The following is a 17,045-nucleotide window of genomic DNA, read 5'->3' as shown; positions in this document are numbered from 1 at the left end:
ATTAATGATTATAAGCATTTTAAATTTAATATTTTGATAGAAAAAAATGTATGTCCGTTAAATTATACTATGAATTTAATAGGTACCAAATGGAAACCTTTAATTTTATTCCATTTATTAGAAGGAGGTTTGCGTTCTGGAGTGTTGCAAAAACACATTATAGGTATTTCTAACAAAATGTTTACACAAACGGTAAGAGAGTTAGAAAAAGACGGGCTTATTTCAAGAAAAGTATATCCTGTTGTTCCGCCAAAAGTAGAGTATACGCTAACAGAAAGAGGGCAATCTTTAGAAGCAATTCTAAGAAGTTTAGATGCTTGGGGACTTAAAGATATTGAACAATAATTATAAAGATTTTGTTTTATTTATTTTAAAACGCAAAATACTTAAAGTAATTATTAATAGTCACTGTATGCAATCTGAGTTCAATAAAAAATTATGAAAATCATTACTTCACTTCTGTTATTTTACAAAAAACTAATAGTTCCTACATTTTTGATGTCTATTTTAATTGGGTTTCTTCAGAAATATATTTTAATTTTATTAGGAAATTCAGGTGATACAATCCCTATCTTTTCTTCTGAAGCCGCTGCTGGATCATGTTTTGTTTTTTCATTATTCTTTCAATACATTATTTACGAAACAAAAAATCCAAATGAATACTATTTTTATTACAACCTTGGGTTAAGTAAATATATATTATGGTTTAGTAATTTTATTTTTAGTTTAATATTGTCAATATTAATTGTTTTTTTATGAAGAAATTACATGTTGATAGTGTCTTAAAAACATACGGAAATAAACAAATATTAACGGATATTTTTATAACCTGTAAAAAAGGAGAAATTGTTGGATTGCTTGGTAGAAATGGAGTAGGGAAGTCAACATTATTAGAAATTATTTTTGGTTCCATAAAAGCAGATCATAAATTTGTAAGAGCAGATAGTAAATTAATAAAAGGAATCCTAGACACCCTAAATTTAATAAAATATTTACCTCAAGAAAATTTCCTCCCTAATCACATCAAAATTAGCACAATTATAAAACTGTTCTGCGATAAAGAAAATGCTTCTACAATATTTAATAATCATTTAATAAAACCACTTCTTAATAAGAAAAGCAAACAACTAGCTGGAGGAGAAAAGAGAGTTGTAGAAATATTTCTAATCGTTTTATCTAACGCTAAATATATTTTAATGGATGAACCTTTTAATGCAATTGCACCTATTTATAAAGAAGAAATAAAGAATTTGATAATTGAACAATCTAAATACAAAGCTTTTATTATTACAGACCATGATTATCGAAACATTTTAGATATTGCAACTAGAACAGTAATTATTAAAGATGGTTCTGTAAAAGAAATTAAGACAAATGAAGAGTTGATAACGTACGGATATATTCGTAATTTGAATTAAGATACGTATTAACTTAAAGCCGCTAATAAATACATTAAAAAATCAATGTACTTATTAGCGGAGAAAAATTATAGTGAACTATAAGACTTTATTTAAATTTCGTATTGTCTTAAATAATTTAGATAAACAATAAAATAAGTGTTAGGATAATTCCGCCAGCCGTAAAATACATTCCTTTTTTAAATACAGGCATTTTAGGTGTATACATCCAAAAAGCAGAAAAAACAAAAAACAATAAAGCTGCCCCAAAAAAGATGTTTAAAAAATACAGCGGACTGTTAGTGTTTGCTTTATGAAGATGTTCCATTTTATCAAGAATAAAAGGAAGCTCCATTTTTTTTATGATAGCAATACCTGTTTTTTTATTATAATTTCCATTTTTAAGATATACAACGTCACCTTCTTTTTTTAACACTTCTGCACCTTTCTTAAAAATAGGCTTTAATTGACGGTCGTTTAAGTTTGGAGCTAATTTTTTCTCGGTAACAACTTCGGTTTTTAAGAAGTCTGTGTTTCTGTACACCATTATAATTCCGCTTAAAGCATACACAAACATAATTCCGGATAAAAAATAACCTAAATATCTGTGAATAATTCTAACTTGAAGTGATGCTGGTGTCTTTCTTTTTGCCATGATTGTTTTATTTTAAAAATCTATTATATAGACTTTAATGTTAGTTAAAAGTTTAATGTTAATTGTGTGTTTTTTTTAAGTAATGTTATTTGCTTGGTTTCATGTGAATATCCATTTGTGGAAAAGGGATAGCAATATTATTTTCAACAAATTTACGCCTTATAACTCTACGTATATCACTTTTCATTCTATCGGATCTAAAAATGGTACTACTATAAAACAATACTTGAAAATTTAAAGACGATTCTCCAAAACTCAGTAATCTTGCTTCTACCTTTTTATTTATACTAACTTCCGCGTGTTCTCTAGCGCTTTCTTCTAGAATTTTAATTACAAATTCTACATCACAATTGTAAGAAACTCTAATATCAATTCTAAAACGATTCAAGTTAGCTTGATGACTCCAATTAATCACTTTATTAGCAGTGATTAAAGAGTTGGGGATAATAATAGAAATATCGTCTGTATTTAATCCTTTTGATGTTCGCAAACCAATCTCTTGTATTTTTACAGTATCTCCATCAATTTCTAGAACATCAGAAACTCTAATAGACCTTTCTGAAAGTAAAATAATACCAGAAATAACATCATTGAACGTTTGTTGCAAACCAAGTCCAACTCCAACTAATAATGCTGCAGAACCTGCAATTAGAAGAGTTACTTCAATACCTAAAGCCTCTAACATAAAACCAAATGAAAGAACCCAAATTATATATTTGATAATTTGAAATAAAGAATAAGTATTTCCTTTACTAAACTCATCTACACTTTTATTTCTAAATAAAGATTTTTTTAACAACCACAAAACTACTTTTGTTACTAAGTAAATTAGTAACACTAGGAATAAAGCACCTAACTTTAGGCTGTATTCTTCAAAACTAAAAAGTTCGAATTCTAAAATTGTCTTTAACAACTCCATTTAATTTTTATTAAAATTATAAAACATACTTTTCAAAAATATCCTTTAATTCTCCTTCAGGATTTTCGCACAAACCAGGATGCGTTTTAGAACTCTGTATAATGGTGCTTCTACAAGCCGCCAACCATCTAAAGCGATCTGATATTTCAAATTCACCAATTTTACCACCAGCAGCATTTCCTTCGCAAATTAATTTCCAAGCATTTAAATAATCATTTAAAAAATCTAACTCTAATTCTGGTGCTAGTGCTTTTAGTTTATCTTCATTTATCTTGTATTTTATCCCTAAGAATTTTTTACGTTTCGAAAACAGAATTACGCCCACGTTAAAGAATTCTTCACGTTCTACTTTTGGTACCAATCTAATAATGGCGTATTCGAATGTAACTTTATCTTGCATCTTCCGCTTCTTTAACTAATTGATCAATCATAGAAAGTTTTGCGTTTAAAAATTGAATATACGCTGCTCTAATTTCATTTGACGTTAAAACTTCTCCTTCATTTAATAACCAATCTTCTGGAATGTTTGCAACAATTTCATGTATTACATCTGCATTTATCACTTTTTTAATTGCTGATGAAGCTTCTTGTAAATTTGTTGCTTTAGGTAAAAGCACATGATCTTTAATTAAAGGAAAGGTTCTTGTTAAATGATTTTGCCAAGTTGCCCAATTATGATGAAAATAAAAACTAGCTCCATTATCAATAACCCAAAGTTCATTATTCCAATTTAAAAGATTGGTGTTTTTTGCAGTCCTATCTATATTACTAATTAAACTATCTAAAATAACAACTTTAGAAGCTGTTAATGTATCTACAGTAGAAACCAAAGGATCATACGTAATTGCGCTCGATAAGAAATGTAATCCTAAATTTAAACCTACACTAAATTTTAATAAATCCTGAATTTCTTCATCTGGTTCTGTTTTACTAAAAGAATCATCTAAATTCATAAAAACCAATTCTGGTACATGTAAGCCAATTGCTCTAGCAAGTTCTCCTCCAATAAATTCTGAGATTAATGCTTTTTTACCTTGGCCTGCACCTCTAAACTTAAGTACATATAAAAAACCATCATCTGCTTTTACGATTGCAGGCAAAGATCCGCCTTCTCTTAAAGGTTGTAAATATTGTACAACATTTACGGTTCTAATATCAATTGTATTCATAAATACTAAATTATACTAATTCTATAACTTGAAGTTTAATAAGGAAAATTTGTTTTAAACAATCTGTGTTTATTTTATCATTTCTGATATTCATCAAAAGTACCATCAGAATAAAAAACGACAATACGCTGTATTTTTTTTCCAACTGTTTCAGATGAAGTATCATTAAAAAAAGTTGGAGCAGTAGTTGCCTTCGGTTCTGCATTTATAGGAAAACTACCTTTTCCGTTTAACAACCAATACATATCTACATCATTAAATTCTGTAGTTACTTTTAGAATAAAATCTAAACTTGGTTTATTTCTTCCGGATAGGATATGGGAAATACTGGAACGCTGTACACCAACTTTATCTGCAAACATAGAGGCAGATAACTGGTGAAATTCCATCACTTGTTTTAATCGTGTAGTAAATTCAGATATGTTTACCATTGTAATAACGTTTCTTTATACAAATGTATACAATCTAATGATAGCAGCAAAAGATATAATTGTAAACAGTTTAAATAGCGATATTTATAGTAAAGTAAAACTTTATGTAAATCATATAAATACCTTAATTATAGTATTTTAAATTTAACATATAGAATTTTGCTATCTAGTTTTACTTGAGAACAACACGAATAGTACTGATTACATAATGCAATTTACAAAAGTAACATACGTGTCCCGAAACTCAATTTACATTTGTAACAAGTAATGAATTTACAATTGTAACTTGTAAACTATTAACAATTGTAAATGCATAAATGATCATCAATTACTTAATAAAAAAATATTTTAAAACGACAATTCATGTAATCCTTAAACCTTCTTTTTTTATAAATAATTATGGATATGATTAAATTTAAATGATAGTTAACTTTTAAAAATTCTTTATTTTTGAAAAAAATATCAGCATACCATGAATACTTTACCAATCGATTTTTTAGAAAATATTTATTCCGCAGAAAAAGAAAACACACTACAAGGAAAATGGATTACCTATAAAGACATCGAAAACTTGTTTTCTAAATACGATTCAAAATTTGAAGTTTCTCTAATTGGTACATCCGAAGAAGACAGACCTATTCATCAATTAAAAATTGGTACGGGTTCTAAAAAAATATTATTATGGTCTCAAATGCACGGAAACGAAAGCACAGGTACAAGAGCATTATTTGATCTTTTTAACTGTATCTTAAATTCATCTGAGCGTACTTTTCATAAAATACTAGAAGAATGTACGTTGGTTTTTATACCAATGTTAAATCCAGATGGTGCATTAGCATACACTAGAGTTAATGCTAATAATGTAGATCTTAATAGAGATGCAGTAAATAGAGAAGCAAAGGAAAGTAAACTTTTACGCAGTATTTTAGAAGATTTCAATCCGCAGTTTTGTTTTAACCTACACGATCAGAGAACTATTTTTAGCGTAGAGGGAACCAAAAACCCTGCAACGATTTCTTTTTTAGCTCCTTCGGAAGAAATTACAAGAGGACTTACAAAAGGGAGAATAGCTACCATGGATGTGATTGTGAGTATGAATGCGATGTTACAAAACGTGATTCCTAATTTTGTTGGTAGATATACGGATGAATTTTATCCAACAGCTACAGGAGATAATTTTCAAAAATTAGGATACAATACTATTTTAATTGAATCTGGTCATTATCCGGATGACTACGACAGGGAAGAGTCGAGAAAATATACTTTCTTTTCTATATTACAAGGATTGCATCACATTGCAAATTCAACTTCATTTATCAATTACGAGGAATATTTTAATATTCCGAATAATGATAAAATTTTCTACGATATCATTCATAGATATGCTGATCCAAAACAAGACGTTGCATATCAGTATGATGACAAAATAATAGAAGGTAAATTTGTCTCAAAATTAAACAAAGTAGATGAAAATAGTTTAATTTCTAAGATTGGACACTGCGAAATCGTTTTCGAAGGTAAAAAAGTTTAAGTATTTGTTAGTTTTATGTTAGTTTAATTAAATTAAAATCATAAATTTGCGTAGTAATTTGAATAATACGTAAAAAATGAAAAAATTTATATTAGACGAAATTGATCATCAGATTTTAGATGTGTTAATTGAAAACGCAAGGACTCCTTTTACCGATATTGCAAAACAACTATTAGTATCTGCAGGTACCATTCACGTACGTGTAAAAAAGATGGAAGATGAGGGTATTATTCAAGGATCTACGCTTACTTTAAACTATGAGAAAATGGGGTATTCTTTCATAGCACATGTAGGTGTGTATCTAGAAAAAACCTCTATGACTCAGAATGTTATTGCAGATTTAAGAAACATTCCTAATGTTACTGTAGCTTATGTAACTGCTGGCAAATACAATATTTTTTGTAAAGTAAGAGCAAAAGGTACTAACGATGCAAAAGATATTATTTACAGAATAGACGATATTCCTGGAGTAAATAGAACAGAAACAATGATTGCTTTAGAAGAAAGCATCAATGATAAAAAAAGAATGATGCACGAAATTTTTCAACAATTGTAAGCTTCTTTTTTTTTAATACCATTTAAAACCTTATCAGTAAAATGATAAGGTTTTTTTTATGGATTATCCCTTTATCTGTATGTTTGTTAGCATAACCATAAAATCTACAATTTATGTCTTCAAAAATTGATTTTATTAAACCTTCTTCCATTCATAACGATACATTATTAAGCCTTATAAAAACATGCTAAAACCTCGCGCTAAATCGAGGAGAAAATACTGATTCTTTTAAGGCAAGGAAAAATATCTAAATGGTTTTCTGGAATCGGTCAAGAAGACTCGTTGTTTGGTAGAATTTTGAGCGATATCTCAGCTTTAATCAATTAAAACTGTTTTGAACACTTAGATACTCCCGTAAAAAGAGTCGTTAGTTTAGGAACTCTAATTCCGTTTGATAAAAATTTAGAAAATCAATATTTAGGAAAAAATAGATTAGAAAAAGCGATTTTAAATTTGATAGATTATTAAAATTTGCTATTTTTAGATCTTAAATACCTTCTAATGAACAACAAACAAATCACTTTAAAAAACCGTCCGATAGGAACACCTGACAAAAATACTTGGCAATTTGAAGAAAATCCAATTCCGGCTTTAGAGGAAGGAGAAATTTTAATTCAGCAACATTATATTTCTCTAGACCCAGCAATGCGTGGTTGGATGAACGATACCAAATCTTACATTCCACCAGTAGCATTAGATAGTGTTATGAGAGCCGGTGCTATTGGTAAAGTAATCAACAACAATAACAATCCTAATTTTCAAATTGGCGATTGTGTTTCTGGTTGGGGAGGCGTACAGCAATATGTTGTTTCAAATGGTGAAGGCTGTTTTAAGGTAGATGAAAAATTAGCTCCAATGCCAGCGTATCTCGGTATCTTAGGTATGCCCGGAATGACTGCTTATTTTGGTATTTTAGAAGTAGCGAATGTAAAAGAAGGAGACATTGTATTAGTTTCAGGCGCTGCAGGTGCTGTTGGTAGTATTGTTGGGCAGATTGCAAAAATTAAAGGATGTAGAGTTATTGGTATTGCTGGTGGTAAAGAAAAATGTGATTATATTGTAAATGAACTAGGTTTTGATGCCGCAATCGACTATAAGTCCGAAAACATTTACACTGCTTTAAAACAAAAATGCCCAAAAGGAATTGATGTTTATTTTGACAACGTAGGCGGAAAAATTTTGGACGCCGCTTTAAGCAAGCTGCGCATGAAAGCAACCGTAGTAATTTGTGGAGCAATTTCTCAATACAACAACAAATCTAAAGTAGCCGGACCAAGTAATTATCTGTCTTTACTAGTTACACGTTCTACAATGAAAGGTATGGTTGTTATGGATTATACAAAAGATTTTGGCAAAGCAGCAAAGCAAATGGCACTTTGGTTAAAAGAAGGTAAATTAAAGTCTCGTGAAGATATCTATGAGGGTATTGAAAATTTTCAAGAAACCTATAACAGACTATTTTCTGGAGATAAAAAAGGTAAATTAGTGCTAAAAGTAATAGAATAGTGGAAGTAGAGCATTTTTTTCAATGTCCACATTGTTGGGAAGAAATATCAATGATTTTAGACCAAAGCGTCTACCAGCAAACCTACATAGAAGATTGCGAAGTTTGTTGTAATCCTATAGAAATTACACCAATTTTTGAAGAAGGAGAATTGACTAGTTTTAGTGCACAATCTATAGATCAATAATTATTACTCAGAGATTTATAAAGATATTTTTGAAAAAAACTCCGTAAAACGCTGTGCTTTTTCTCTATGAATCTCTGCGAAACAACTTTTTTACCCAATGGGATTTACCCAAGAAAAAGCTTTAAATAAGCTAATCCAATCTTCAGGAAAAGAGGCTTTTAAGATAAGTTCTTCTTCCGTAAAAGGATGTTTAAACTCTAGTTTTCCTGCATGTAAAAACATATTTTTCCAACCAAAATTTTCCTCAAACATTACATCATGATTCTTGTCTCCATATTTTGTATCACCAATTAATGGGTGACTTATTTTATTAGAGTGCACACGTAATTGATGCATTCTTCCTGTTTTAGGAGATAATTCTACCAAGCTATAACGAGAAGAATCATACGGTTTTACAGGAATATCTAAAGTGACTTGCTCTAGAGTTCTTAAATGTGTTAAAGCCTCTTTGTGCACATTCGCATCTCTTCCTTTTACTGGAGAATCAATAATTTTTGATTCCGGAGAAAAACCACGAACCACTCCATAATACGTTTTCTGAATTTCATTAGCAGTAAACAAATCTTGAAACTTAGAAACAAAGTGTGTTTCCTTTGCTAACAGAATAATTCCAGATGTTTTTCTATCCAACCGATGAATCGGATAAAACTTACCACCAACTTGTTCATCTAAAAGCTGTAAAAGAGATTTTTCATCAGCAACATTTCTAGAATGATGTGCATGATGTACAAGTACATTATTAGGTTTAGCAACGCAAATAATAAACTCATCTTGATAAATTATAGGAATTTCCATACTAAAATATTATAATAATTTTTAAAGTTGATAAGCTAATATTTGGTTATTTTTATCTGCTATTTTTATATAAATACACGTCTATTAAAATTAATTTCTCCTTAACTTTAGAAGTAGAATTAACAAAAGAGCAATAGTACCACAAACAAAAAAACCAATGAATAGAGGTAAAGCGGTGTCCGTAATATAACTACCAATAAAAGTTGCAATTGGTACTGCCATTATAGTAGAAACAAAACCATTAATAGCTGCTCCAACACCTGCAATATGTCCTATAGGCTCCATTGCCAAAGCTCTAGTATTACCAAATAAAAATCCGATTGAAAAGAACTGCAAGCCAAAAAATATCAATAAAACATAAATATTAGGATTTGCATCTCCATAAAAAAAGAGAATGTAGATTAGTGAAACTACCGTAAACATTATTGTAAAAAAGGAAACTAGTTTAAACATTCCCATTCTTACTACGAGCTTCCCATTTAAAAAAGTAGCCATTCCAATACTAATTGCCAAACAAGCAAAAATAAAAGGAAACTCTTCTTCTAACTGATATTGTTCTACAAAAATATGTTGACTAGCACTTAAATATACCATAAAAGATCCTGTAATAAAACCAGAGAATATGGTAAAAATTACAGCATATTTATACTTTACAAATTCTTTAAGACCTTCTACAAAAAGTGCTAACTTAAATTTCTTTCTTTTTTCTACCACTAAAGTTTCAGGTTGTCTTTTCCAAACCCAAAGCATAATGAAAACTCCAATAATTAACTGACTGTAAAAAATAGATTTCCATCCGTAGGCATCTAATAATATTTTACCTAAAGCAGGAGCAATAACAGGTACTAAAAGAAAGATTACCGTAATAAAAGACATAACTCTCGCCATGTAATTACCGCTAAAACGATCTCTAACCATAGCAATACTTATGGTTCTTGGGGCAGATAAGCCAATTCCTTGTAAAAACCGACCAACAATCATCATTTCTAAATTAGTAGCAAAAAGACAAATAAAACTAGCAAGTACAAAAACACTAAATCCAACATAGATAATAGGTTTTCTACCAAAACTATCAGATAATGGTCCTGAAATAAGTTGCCCAAAACCAATTCCTAAAAAAATCATTGTTATAAATAACTGATTGTTTTTTGGGTCTATAATATGAATTGTTTCACTAATATCTGAAATAGCAGGTAATAATGCGTCTATTGCAAAAGCAACTAAAGACATTAATGAGGCCATTACAATAATAAATTCCGATTCTGATTTTTGTCTAATTTTCACAAGGCAAAAGTAGTTTTATTTAGGGGTTAAAGTTGAGAAAAATAAACAAAAAAAAAGGTTGCTAAATAAGCAACCTTCTATTGTATTTTAATATTTGAAAGGGTTATTCTCTACCTATTTCATTTATAGAAGCATTATTTCCAATTCCCTTAGGGTTTTCTCCCCATTTATTTGCACCAGAAACACTATCAGTACATAATATTACCAATAACCATATAGCACCAATTAAAGGTATTAGTCCAATTAAAATGAACCAACCACTTTTTCCGGTGTCATGTAATCTTCTAACCAGAACAGCTAAACTTGGTACTAAAACAGCCAAAGTATAAATATAGCTTAGACCTGCTAATAAAGGTGATTCTAAAGCAATACCGATCCCTGCAAACACAACACTTATTACAATAGAAATTATTGCATTAAATAATGTAAACATCCAATACTCCTCTCTTCTTGCTCTACCGTTAAAATCTGCGTAATGTTCTTTTACTACTTTTAAATACCAATTCATTTTTTTAATTTTTAATAATTATACTATTCTTGACCTATTTGATTAATTTCTGAGCTATTTCCTTCACCTTTTGGGTTTTCTCCCCATTTATTTTCGCCATTCTCACTATTTGTGCAAGCTAGATAAAAATTATAAAATGGTATTAACATATACCAACCACTTTTTCCAACATCATGCATTCTTCTTACTGTAACTGCTATATATGGCACTAAAACAGCTAAACTATAGAACGTTTCAAGATATCCATCTTCACCAAATTCTCCGTAATTTGTACCAAAAATTTTGTCCATAAACATGAAACCGATAGAAATAATTGAATTTATTAAAATAAACATCCAATATTCCTGACGTCTTGCTCTTCCTTTAAAGTCTGAATACTGTTTTATTACTTTTATATACCAATTCACTCTAAAAAGTTTAGTTTTTTTAATAAGCTTACAAATATATTATTTATTCTTTACCAACAGCATTAATCTAATTATTTTTACACATGTTTTAAGTGTTAGTCCTTATTAATTATGCATAATTGTTTTCCATAATACAATCTGTAACTAAAATAAGACTCATAAAAGTGATGAATTTTAGAAGCAATAATTACTCGATTAACTTAATCTATATCTGTCCTACATTAACGTTTTTATTTATGATTTCTAACCTAAAATAACCCCCTAGATTTTAACTCTAAATACTTGTTAATGGTATCTCCTGTTAAGTTTTCTGGTTTTGTTAAAACAGCTTGAATTCCGTATTTTTTGAGTTCTTTAACAATACTTTTCTTTTCGTACATAAATTTTTCTGCAATAATACTATCATACACCCCTAAAACATCTTCACTTTGTGTTGTGGTTAAAGCTTCTAATGCTATATTTTCAAAAAAGACCACCAATACCAAATGATTTTTAGCCAACGCCCGTAAATAGGGGAGTTGTCTCTTTAAACCATCCATAGTTTCAAAATTTGTATAAAGAATCAGTAAACTTCTTTGTGTAATTTTTCTTTTAACAACGGCGTATAACGTACTAAAATCCGATTCTGAGAAATCTGTTTTGATATTATGTAATGCTTCCGAAATTAAACTCATTTGAGAGTTTCTTTTTTCTGCAACCACCCAATCTTCCAACTTTGTTGAAAACGATAACATACCTGCTTTGTCTTGTTTTCTTAAAATAACATTGCTAATTGCTAATGTAGAATTGATTGCATAATCTAACAGGCTTAAATTATTGAAATGCATTTGCATGGCACGACCTTTATCGATAATAGCATAAACAGGTTGCGATTTTTCTTCTACATACTGATTGATCATCAACTGATTTCTCTTTGCAGTGGCTTTCCAGTTTAAAGATCGAATATCATCACCAGAAACATATTCTTTAATTTGTTCAAATTCTAAAGAATGCCCAATTCTTCTTACTTTTTTTGTTCCGTAAGAAACAGCATCATTGTTAAATGCTTTAAAATCGAATTCTCTCAACTTTAAAAAAGATGGATAGCATTTTACTTCTTTTCCTTCTCCTAAAACGTGTTTTTTAGTTGCTAATTGCAACGGAGAACTGGCGTACACATTTATATTTCCAAATAAATAAACACCTCGTTCTGTTGGAATTAAATCGTAATGAATTGTTTTTTCTTCTTTTTTTGATAGGACAATATTGAATATAAAATCTCTTTTTTGAAATTGAAATGGAATTTCTTCTATAATAGAAAGATGTGCTTTAAAACCATATAAACTTTCCAGTTGCATCGATATTTTATTTATATCTCCATTAGATAATCGCTCTGGTAAATAGCGATTCACCTTAATTGCATTTTTTGTATTGTATAAAATAAAAACATCAACCAATAGTAACACCACTAAAACAAAAAGCAACATTTTAGAAACTTCAAAAAAGAAAGGAATGAAAAAACCAACCACAAAAAGAGCTGAGATACTTCCTAAAATATAGAAAAATCGATTGTTTAAGAATAAAGTGTTGTAAAAATGTTTCAATATTTTATGTAATTGTTTATTTGTATTCGTTTTTTTTGTCATTGCGAGGTACGAAGCAATCTCTACTTAACAAAGAACTAAATAACAAACAGATTACTTCGTTCCTTGTAATGACGCGTGTTTTTATCAATATCAGTCTGCGCTTTATCGAAGACTTTCTACTTTTTTTTTACGGATAATTGATTACTGGTCAACAAGCACTACCTAGGAATTTCCACCGCTTCAATAATTTGCTCTATAATTTGTTTACTTGTTAAACCTTCCATTTCTCTTTCTGGTGTAACAATAACCCTGTGTTGCAATACCGGTATAGTGGCTCTTTTAATATCTTCTGGCGTCACAAAATCACGTCCTTCAATAGCAGCAAACGCTTTTGATGCACCTAAAATTGCAATACTTGCTCTTGGTGAAGCTCCTAAATATAAAAAGGAATTCGTTCTAGTATTCACCACAATATTGGCAATGTATTTTAATAGGTTCTCTTCAATTTTAATCTGGTTAACTAAATTTCTAAATTCATTTATTTTAGCTCCGGAAATAACCGTTTCAATTTTACTTGCTTTTGTCGTATTCTCTAAAGCTTGCTCTTTTAAGAGAATTTGTAACTCCTCGTCTGCATTAGGATAATCGACATTAATCTTGAATAAAAAGCGATCTAATTGTGCTTCAGGTAATCTATACGTTCCTTCTTGTTCTATAGGGTTTTGCGTTGCTAAAACTACAAAAGGCTCTTGTAACTTAAATATTTGTCCGTCTATAGTAATTTGCTTTTCTTCCATGACTTCAAACAAAGCAGCTTGTGTTTTTGCAGGCGCTCTGTTTATTTCATCAATTAAAATCATGCTCGAAAAAATAGGACCTTTTTTAAACTCAAATTCAGATGTTTTTACATTAAAAACCGAAGTTCCTAAAATATCTGAAGGCATTAAATCTGGCGTAAACTGAATTCTACTAAAGCCAACATCTATAGTTCTTGCTAGTAATTTAGCAGTAATGGTTTTAGCAACTCCAGGTACACCTTCTATTAAAACATGACCATCTGCAAGCAGTGCAACGATCAATAAATCCATCATGTCTTTTTGACCTACAATTACTTTTTGTAGTTCTTTTTTTATCTTAAAAACACTCTCTTGTAATTCAGATAAATCAATTCTATTTTCAAAAGAGATACCTTGTTGTACTTCTTCGTTATTCGGTGTTTCCATATCTTATTTATTTAAGAAATTTTCTATCATTTTATGCAATACAATTAATTCTTCTTCAAGACATTCCATCTTCTTATTTAAAGTAATAATTGTGTTTACTAAATACTTTGTTCTTTGCAAATCATTACCAGATTTAGAAGCTAATTTTTCTATAAAATCAGTATTTAAATTGCTGGTATCTAAAAGGTATTTAGAACGAACCTTCTCTAAAAAGTAGGCTATTTTTTTATCAACTAAATTCTTATGATCTTGTTCTTTTAAATACAAATTGGCAATAGTTTGAGTAAATTCTACTGTCGAATTTTGTAAGGGTTTTATAATAGGAATCGGACGTTGTTTTCTTCTTGCATTGAAAAGCATAAACAGCAATAACCCTATTGAAGAAACAAATAAAAACCATGTTAACGTTGGATGCTCTAAAAAGAATTTAAACACATTATTATCATCCTCTTTTTTATCTTCATATTTACTAGATTTTATCTGCGGATCCCAAATAACGTCTGCATTTGGTAAATACGAAAATACATTGGCTGCATACTCCTCTTTATTATTTAACAAATAGTAATTGGTAAAAGCAATGGGCTGTGTGTGTAAGTAAAAAGCTCCTTCTCCATAATGGATTTTAATAAAATTAGGCACTTTTTCTCCATCAACCGCAAAGGTTCCTAAAACACTTGTAGTGTTCTCATTGTATTGTAAAAAGTAGTTTCTCCTAATGTTTCTATCAAAAGAAAAAGATGTTTTAGAAAAAGTTTTGTTGTTCAATTCAAAAGTTCCTTCTAACTTTTTTAAACCCTTTACATCATATACGTCTTTATCTAAATTATTCGTAGTAAATTTTAAAGAGGATTTTAAACTGTCTTTAAAACTATTAAATGCTAAAAACACGTTATTTCCTTTAGCTACAAAGTCTAAAAGCTCTGTAACACCTGTATTTGTCAATTTATAACCACTATGTTTTATGGCAACATAATTGTGTTTTTTAGTGTTATCAAAATCTGAATTAAAAACTAAATAATCATATATATTTTCCTTTAACAAGGTTACTTTTTGATTCTTAAACAGCGTTTCAGATTCATTATAAATAATATAATTGCCAAACGGACTTTTCTCTTTCTCTTTAAAATTCTCGTTCCAATCTGTTTTATTACAACCAATTAGTAGAAACAAGAGCAGGAGAGGAGCGTATTTTTTTAAATGTTGTAGTATCATTTTTTTAAAGTGTTTTTAAAAGATTGATACTTGCTTTCTGCCAATTTAAAATTGGTTTCGTCTATCGGAAAATCTCCATACCATACATAAGAATAGACATACGATAAATATGAAAAATCAGTTCTTGTAGCGGTATTTTCAATTTCAAAAAGGTATTCTGAATTTGTTTTATCTTTATGATAATCTATCAGTTTCTTGTCTGATAGTGTTTTTAAAACCGATAAATAATAATAACGAATAGCCAATCGATATTCTTTATCTTGAATAGCATTTTGTAACAATCCGTCAATATCTGTTTCATGAATATCTTCATCTTCATAAATCAGTTTTTTGGCCACTATCTTTTTAGATTTTTTAAAATTCCAAAAATTGGTTTCTGTACCTAATAAGGTTTTTAAAATAATAAATATGATAATACCCCCTAATAAAAAAGGAAAAATAGTACTGATAAAAAATAAAAAGGCTCCAACAAATGCAGATTCTCCTGCAGAAGGTTTTTCTGGCTCTGTCTCTTCAATTTCTTCTTCTGTATATTGAAACTCTTTGTCGTTATACTTTTCTTTTATATTTTCTGTAAACGCTCTTTTTTGGGCATACTCAATAGAATTGTCATAATGAACAGTGTCTTTTTCAAATAAAATAAGACGGTCATTATCAACCTGTCCAAAACTAATGGAAGTAAAAATTAAGACGAAAAGAAATACCTTTTTTTGCATTAACGTAATTGATGTTTATTAGCTACCTTAAAAGGTAAAATTAAGTAGTAATAACTAATAGTAGCTAAGCTAAAACCAATGATTGCAAAACACAAAACGGTAGGCATAATATTAGAATATCGGGTAATATAACCTTCTAAAAAAGCTGCTGCTAAGGTAAACGGAATGGTGCTTATAAAAATATAAAACGCTGCTTTCATACCTATTTTAAAGGATTCGAAACGTTTGTATGCTCCTGGAAACAAAATACTAGCGCCAATAATATATCCTGCTGCTGCTTCTATGATCATGCTAAAAATCTCATAGGTACCATGAATCCAAATTCCTTTTAAACTGTCGAACAAACTATTATTTTGATAAAAGAATGCTTGAAAAACAGCCACCATTATAGCATTATATACCACGTAAAAACCAGTACCAATACCTATAAATAACCCAGATAAGAACATTTTTAATCCAACACGTTGGTTATTATCGTAAATACCAATAAAAGTACCCCAATTGCTACCTCCTTTATAAATTGCCATGGCATCGCCACTTTCTATATTTTCTAAGGTTTGATCTATATAATTGTTTCCTAAAATCTGTCTTGCAAATGAAGTATCGTTTAATGTTGATAACAAACCGATGAAAAAACAAGCAAAAAAGACAATAAAAGAGAGATAAATATATTTTCTGTATTGGTAGGCGAGTAGTGGTACTTTATCAAAAAAGAAATACAATAAAACATTTTTGTTGCGTCTTTTTGAGTGATAAACCTTGTCAAAACTAGACTTTGCCAACTTATTTAAATACTGAGTAACTTTACTTTTAGGATAATAGGTTTGTGCATATACCAAATCGTTCATGATTTTTATATGCAAGTTTGCAATGTCATCTGGACTTTTTTTCTCTTTATTTGAAAAACCTTGTTCAAATTCGAGCCATTTTTCTTTATTTTGCTTTATAAAAGCGACCTCTCTCATACAGAGCGAATTTAACCATTG

20 protein-coding genes and 1 pseudogene are annotated in these 17,045 nt (G+C 29.5%); 7 read left to right on the top strand and 14 right to left on the bottom strand.

Going from position 1 to position 17,045, the window contains the following annotated elements:
* Nucleotides 1-69 precede the first annotated feature (69 nt).
* Nucleotides 70-345 (top strand): helix-turn-helix domain-containing protein, encoded by a 276-nt coding sequence (locus tag H0I27_RS09235; RefSeq protein ID WP_218733838.1) that lies wholly within the window; start codon nt 70-72, stop codon nt 343-345.
* Between the two features lie 410 nt (nt 346-755).
* Nucleotides 756-1,418 (top strand): ATP-binding cassette domain-containing protein, encoded by a 663-nt coding sequence (locus H0I27_RS09230; RefSeq protein ID WP_218730429.1) that lies wholly within the window; start codon nt 756-758, stop codon nt 1,416-1,418.
* 118 nt (nt 1,419-1,536) lie between these two features.
* On the opposite strand, the gene H0I27_RS09225 is transcribed toward H0I27_RS09230, so the two are convergent.
* From H0I27_RS09225 to H0I27_RS09205, 5 genes are all read right to left on the bottom strand, one after another.
* Nucleotides 1,537-2,052 (bottom strand): hypothetical protein, encoded by a 516-nt coding sequence (locus H0I27_RS09225; protein ID WP_218730428.1) that lies wholly within the window; start codon nt 2,050-2,052, stop codon nt 1,537-1,539.
* An 85-nt stretch (nt 2,053-2,137) separates the two neighbouring features.
* Complete coding sequence (locus H0I27_RS09220) at nt 2,138-2,971, bottom strand: mechanosensitive ion channel family protein (protein ID WP_218730427.1); 834 nt, start codon at nt 2,969-2,971, stop codon at nt 2,138-2,140.
* 16 nt (nt 2,972-2,987) lie between these two features.
* Complete coding sequence (locus H0I27_RS09215; RefSeq protein WP_218730426.1) at nt 2,988-3,371, bottom strand: DUF3037 domain-containing protein; 384 nt, start codon at nt 3,369-3,371, stop codon at nt 2,988-2,990.
* The gene (locus H0I27_RS09210) at nt 3,361-4,140 is read right to left on the bottom strand and encodes a HipA family kinase (protein ID WP_218730425.1); all 780 of its coding nucleotides are present in this window, start codon (nt 4,138-4,140) and stop codon (nt 3,361-3,363) included. Before H0I27_RS09210 ends, H0I27_RS09215 begins: the two co-directional genes overlap by 11 nt.
* A 77-nt stretch (nt 4,141-4,217) precedes the next feature.
* Complete coding sequence (locus H0I27_RS09205) at nt 4,218-4,571, bottom strand: helix-turn-helix domain-containing protein (RefSeq protein ID WP_218730424.1); 354 nt, start codon at nt 4,569-4,571, stop codon at nt 4,218-4,220.
* A gap of 472 nt (nt 4,572-5,043) precedes the next feature.
* On the opposite strand from H0I27_RS09205, the gene H0I27_RS09200 reads away from it, so the two are divergent.
* From H0I27_RS09200 to H0I27_RS09185, 5 genes and pseudogenes are all read left to right on the top strand, one after another.
* The gene (locus H0I27_RS09200; protein ID WP_218730423.1) at nt 5,044-6,102 is read left to right on the top strand and encodes a M14 family zinc carboxypeptidase; all 1,059 of its coding nucleotides are present in this window, start codon (nt 5,044-5,046) and stop codon (nt 6,100-6,102) included.
* A 76-nt stretch (nt 6,103-6,178) separates the two neighbouring features.
* Nucleotides 6,179-6,658, top strand: coding sequence for an Lrp/AsnC family transcriptional regulator (locus H0I27_RS09195; RefSeq protein WP_068452778.1), 480 nt, complete (start codon nt 6,179-6,181; stop codon nt 6,656-6,658).
* Nucleotides 6,659-6,928: 270 nt separating this feature from the next.
* Nucleotides 6,929-7,126: pseudogene (locus H0I27_RS17635) on the top strand (hypothetical protein); the annotation flags it as partial.
* A 33-nt stretch (nt 7,127-7,159) separates the two neighbouring features.
* Nucleotides 7,160-8,164, top strand: coding sequence for an NADP-dependent oxidoreductase (locus H0I27_RS09190; protein WP_218730422.1), 1,005 nt, complete (start codon nt 7,160-7,162; stop codon nt 8,162-8,164).
* Nucleotides 8,164-8,349, top strand: coding sequence for a CPXCG motif-containing cysteine-rich protein (locus H0I27_RS09185; protein WP_254713066.1), 186 nt, complete (start codon nt 8,164-8,166; stop codon nt 8,347-8,349). The genes H0I27_RS09190 and H0I27_RS09185 overlap by 1 nt, the downstream gene beginning before the upstream one ends.
* A 90-nt stretch (nt 8,350-8,439) precedes the next feature.
* Here H0I27_RS09185 and H0I27_RS09180 read toward each other — a convergent pair whose 3' ends face one another.
* The 9 genes from H0I27_RS09180 to H0I27_RS09140 form a co-directional block, all read right to left on the bottom strand.
* A complete protein-coding gene (locus tag H0I27_RS09180; protein ID WP_218730421.1) occupies nt 8,440-9,144 on the bottom strand; it encodes a pseudouridine synthase in 705 nt (234 codons plus the stop codon).
* A 90-nt stretch (nt 9,145-9,234) separates the two neighbouring features.
* Nucleotides 9,235-10,428: a multidrug effflux MFS transporter gene (locus H0I27_RS09175; RefSeq protein WP_218730420.1), complete on the bottom strand. Its 1,194-nt coding sequence runs from the start codon at nt 10,426-10,428 to the stop codon at nt 9,235-9,237.
* Between the two features lie 103 nt (nt 10,429-10,531).
* Entirely contained in the window at nt 10,532-10,936 is a 405-nt protein-coding gene (locus tag H0I27_RS09170; protein ID WP_218730419.1) for a DUF805 domain-containing protein, read from the bottom strand.
* Between the two features lie 23 nt (nt 10,937-10,959).
* Nucleotides 10,960-11,343, bottom strand: a complete 384-nt coding sequence (locus H0I27_RS09165) for a DUF805 domain-containing protein (protein WP_218730418.1) — start codon at nt 11,341-11,343, stop codon at nt 10,960-10,962.
* 248 nt (nt 11,344-11,591) lie between these two features.
* A complete protein-coding gene (locus tag H0I27_RS09160; RefSeq protein WP_254713065.1) occupies nt 11,592-12,926 on the bottom strand; it encodes a DUF58 domain-containing protein in 1,335 nt (444 codons plus the stop codon).
* 200 nt (nt 12,927-13,126) lie between these two features.
* Complete coding sequence (locus H0I27_RS09155; protein WP_218730416.1) at nt 13,127-14,131, bottom strand: MoxR family ATPase; 1,005 nt, start codon at nt 14,129-14,131, stop codon at nt 13,127-13,129.
* 3 nt (nt 14,132-14,134) lie between these two features.
* The gene (locus tag H0I27_RS09150; RefSeq protein ID WP_218730415.1) at nt 14,135-15,343 is read right to left on the bottom strand and encodes a DUF4350 domain-containing protein; all 1,209 of its coding nucleotides are present in this window, start codon (nt 15,341-15,343) and stop codon (nt 14,135-14,137) included.
* Complete coding sequence (locus H0I27_RS09145; protein ID WP_218730414.1) at nt 15,340-16,059, bottom strand: DUF4129 domain-containing protein; 720 nt, start codon at nt 16,057-16,059, stop codon at nt 15,340-15,342. Before H0I27_RS09145 ends, H0I27_RS09150 begins: the two co-directional genes overlap by 4 nt.
* Nucleotides 16,059-17,024 carry a stage II sporulation protein M gene (locus H0I27_RS09140; RefSeq protein WP_218730413.1) on the bottom strand — a complete coding sequence of 322 codons (966 nt, stop codon included), beginning with the start codon at nt 17,022-17,024 and terminating at the stop codon, nt 16,059-16,061. The genes H0I27_RS09145 and H0I27_RS09140 overlap by 1 nt, the downstream gene beginning before the upstream one ends.
* Nucleotides 17,025-17,045: the final 21 nt, after the last annotated feature.

This window comes from Polaribacter sp. HaHaR_3_91, from assembly GCF_019278525.1.
Classification (GTDB): Bacteria; Bacteroidota; Bacteroidia; order Flavobacteriales; family Flavobacteriaceae; genus Polaribacter.
The sequence above is the reverse complement of the archived record's forward strand: the minus strand, read 5'-3'. Positions and strand labels throughout refer to the sequence as shown.

Coding starts and splice junctions, on each gene's coding strand:
- H0I27_RS09235 (WP_218733838.1), top strand. CDS start 70: ATGAATTTAATAGGTACCAAATGGAAACCTTTAATTTTATTCCATTTA.
- H0I27_RS09230 (WP_218730429.1), top strand. CDS start 756: ATGAAGAAATTACATGTTGATAGTGTCTTAAAAACATACGGAAATAAA.
- H0I27_RS09225 (WP_218730428.1), bottom strand. CDS start 2,052: ATGGCAAAAAGAAAGACACCAGCATCACTTCAAGTTAGAATTATTCAC.
- H0I27_RS09220 (WP_218730427.1), bottom strand. CDS start 2,971: ATGGAGTTGTTAAAGACAATTTTAGAATTCGAACTTTTTAGTTTTGAA.
- H0I27_RS09215 (WP_218730426.1), bottom strand. CDS start 3,371: ATGCAAGATAAAGTTACATTCGAATACGCCATTATTAGATTGGTACCA.
- H0I27_RS09210 (WP_218730425.1), bottom strand. CDS start 4,140: ATGAATACAATTGATATTAGAACCGTAAATGTTGTACAATATTTACAA.
- H0I27_RS09205 (WP_218730424.1), bottom strand. CDS start 4,571: ATGGTAAACATATCTGAATTTACTACACGATTAAAACAAGTGATGGAA.
- H0I27_RS09200 (WP_218730423.1), top strand. CDS start 5,044: ATGAATACTTTACCAATCGATTTTTTAGAAAATATTTATTCCGCAGAA.
- H0I27_RS09195 (WP_068452778.1), top strand. CDS start 6,179: ATGAAAAAATTTATATTAGACGAAATTGATCATCAGATTTTAGATGTG.
- H0I27_RS09190 (WP_218730422.1), top strand. CDS start 7,160: ATGAACAACAAACAAATCACTTTAAAAAACCGTCCGATAGGAACACCT.
- H0I27_RS09180 (WP_218730421.1), bottom strand. CDS start 9,144: ATGGAAATTCCTATAATTTATCAAGATGAGTTTATTATTTGCGTTGCT.
- H0I27_RS09170 (WP_218730419.1), bottom strand. CDS start 10,936: ATGAATTGGTATTTAAAAGTAGTAAAAGAACATTACGCAGATTTTAAC.
- H0I27_RS09155 (WP_218730416.1), bottom strand. CDS start 14,131: ATGGAAACACCGAATAACGAAGAAGTACAACAAGGTATCTCTTTTGAA.
- H0I27_RS09150 (WP_218730415.1), bottom strand. CDS start 15,343: ATGATACTACAACATTTAAAAAAATACGCTCCTCTCCTGCTCTTGTTT.
- H0I27_RS09145 (WP_218730414.1), bottom strand. CDS start 16,059: ATGCAAAAAAAGGTATTTCTTTTCGTCTTAATTTTTACTTCCATTAGT.
- H0I27_RS09140 (WP_218730413.1), bottom strand. CDS start 17,024: ATGAGAGAGGTCGCTTTTATAAAGCAAAATAAAGAAAAATGGCTCGAA.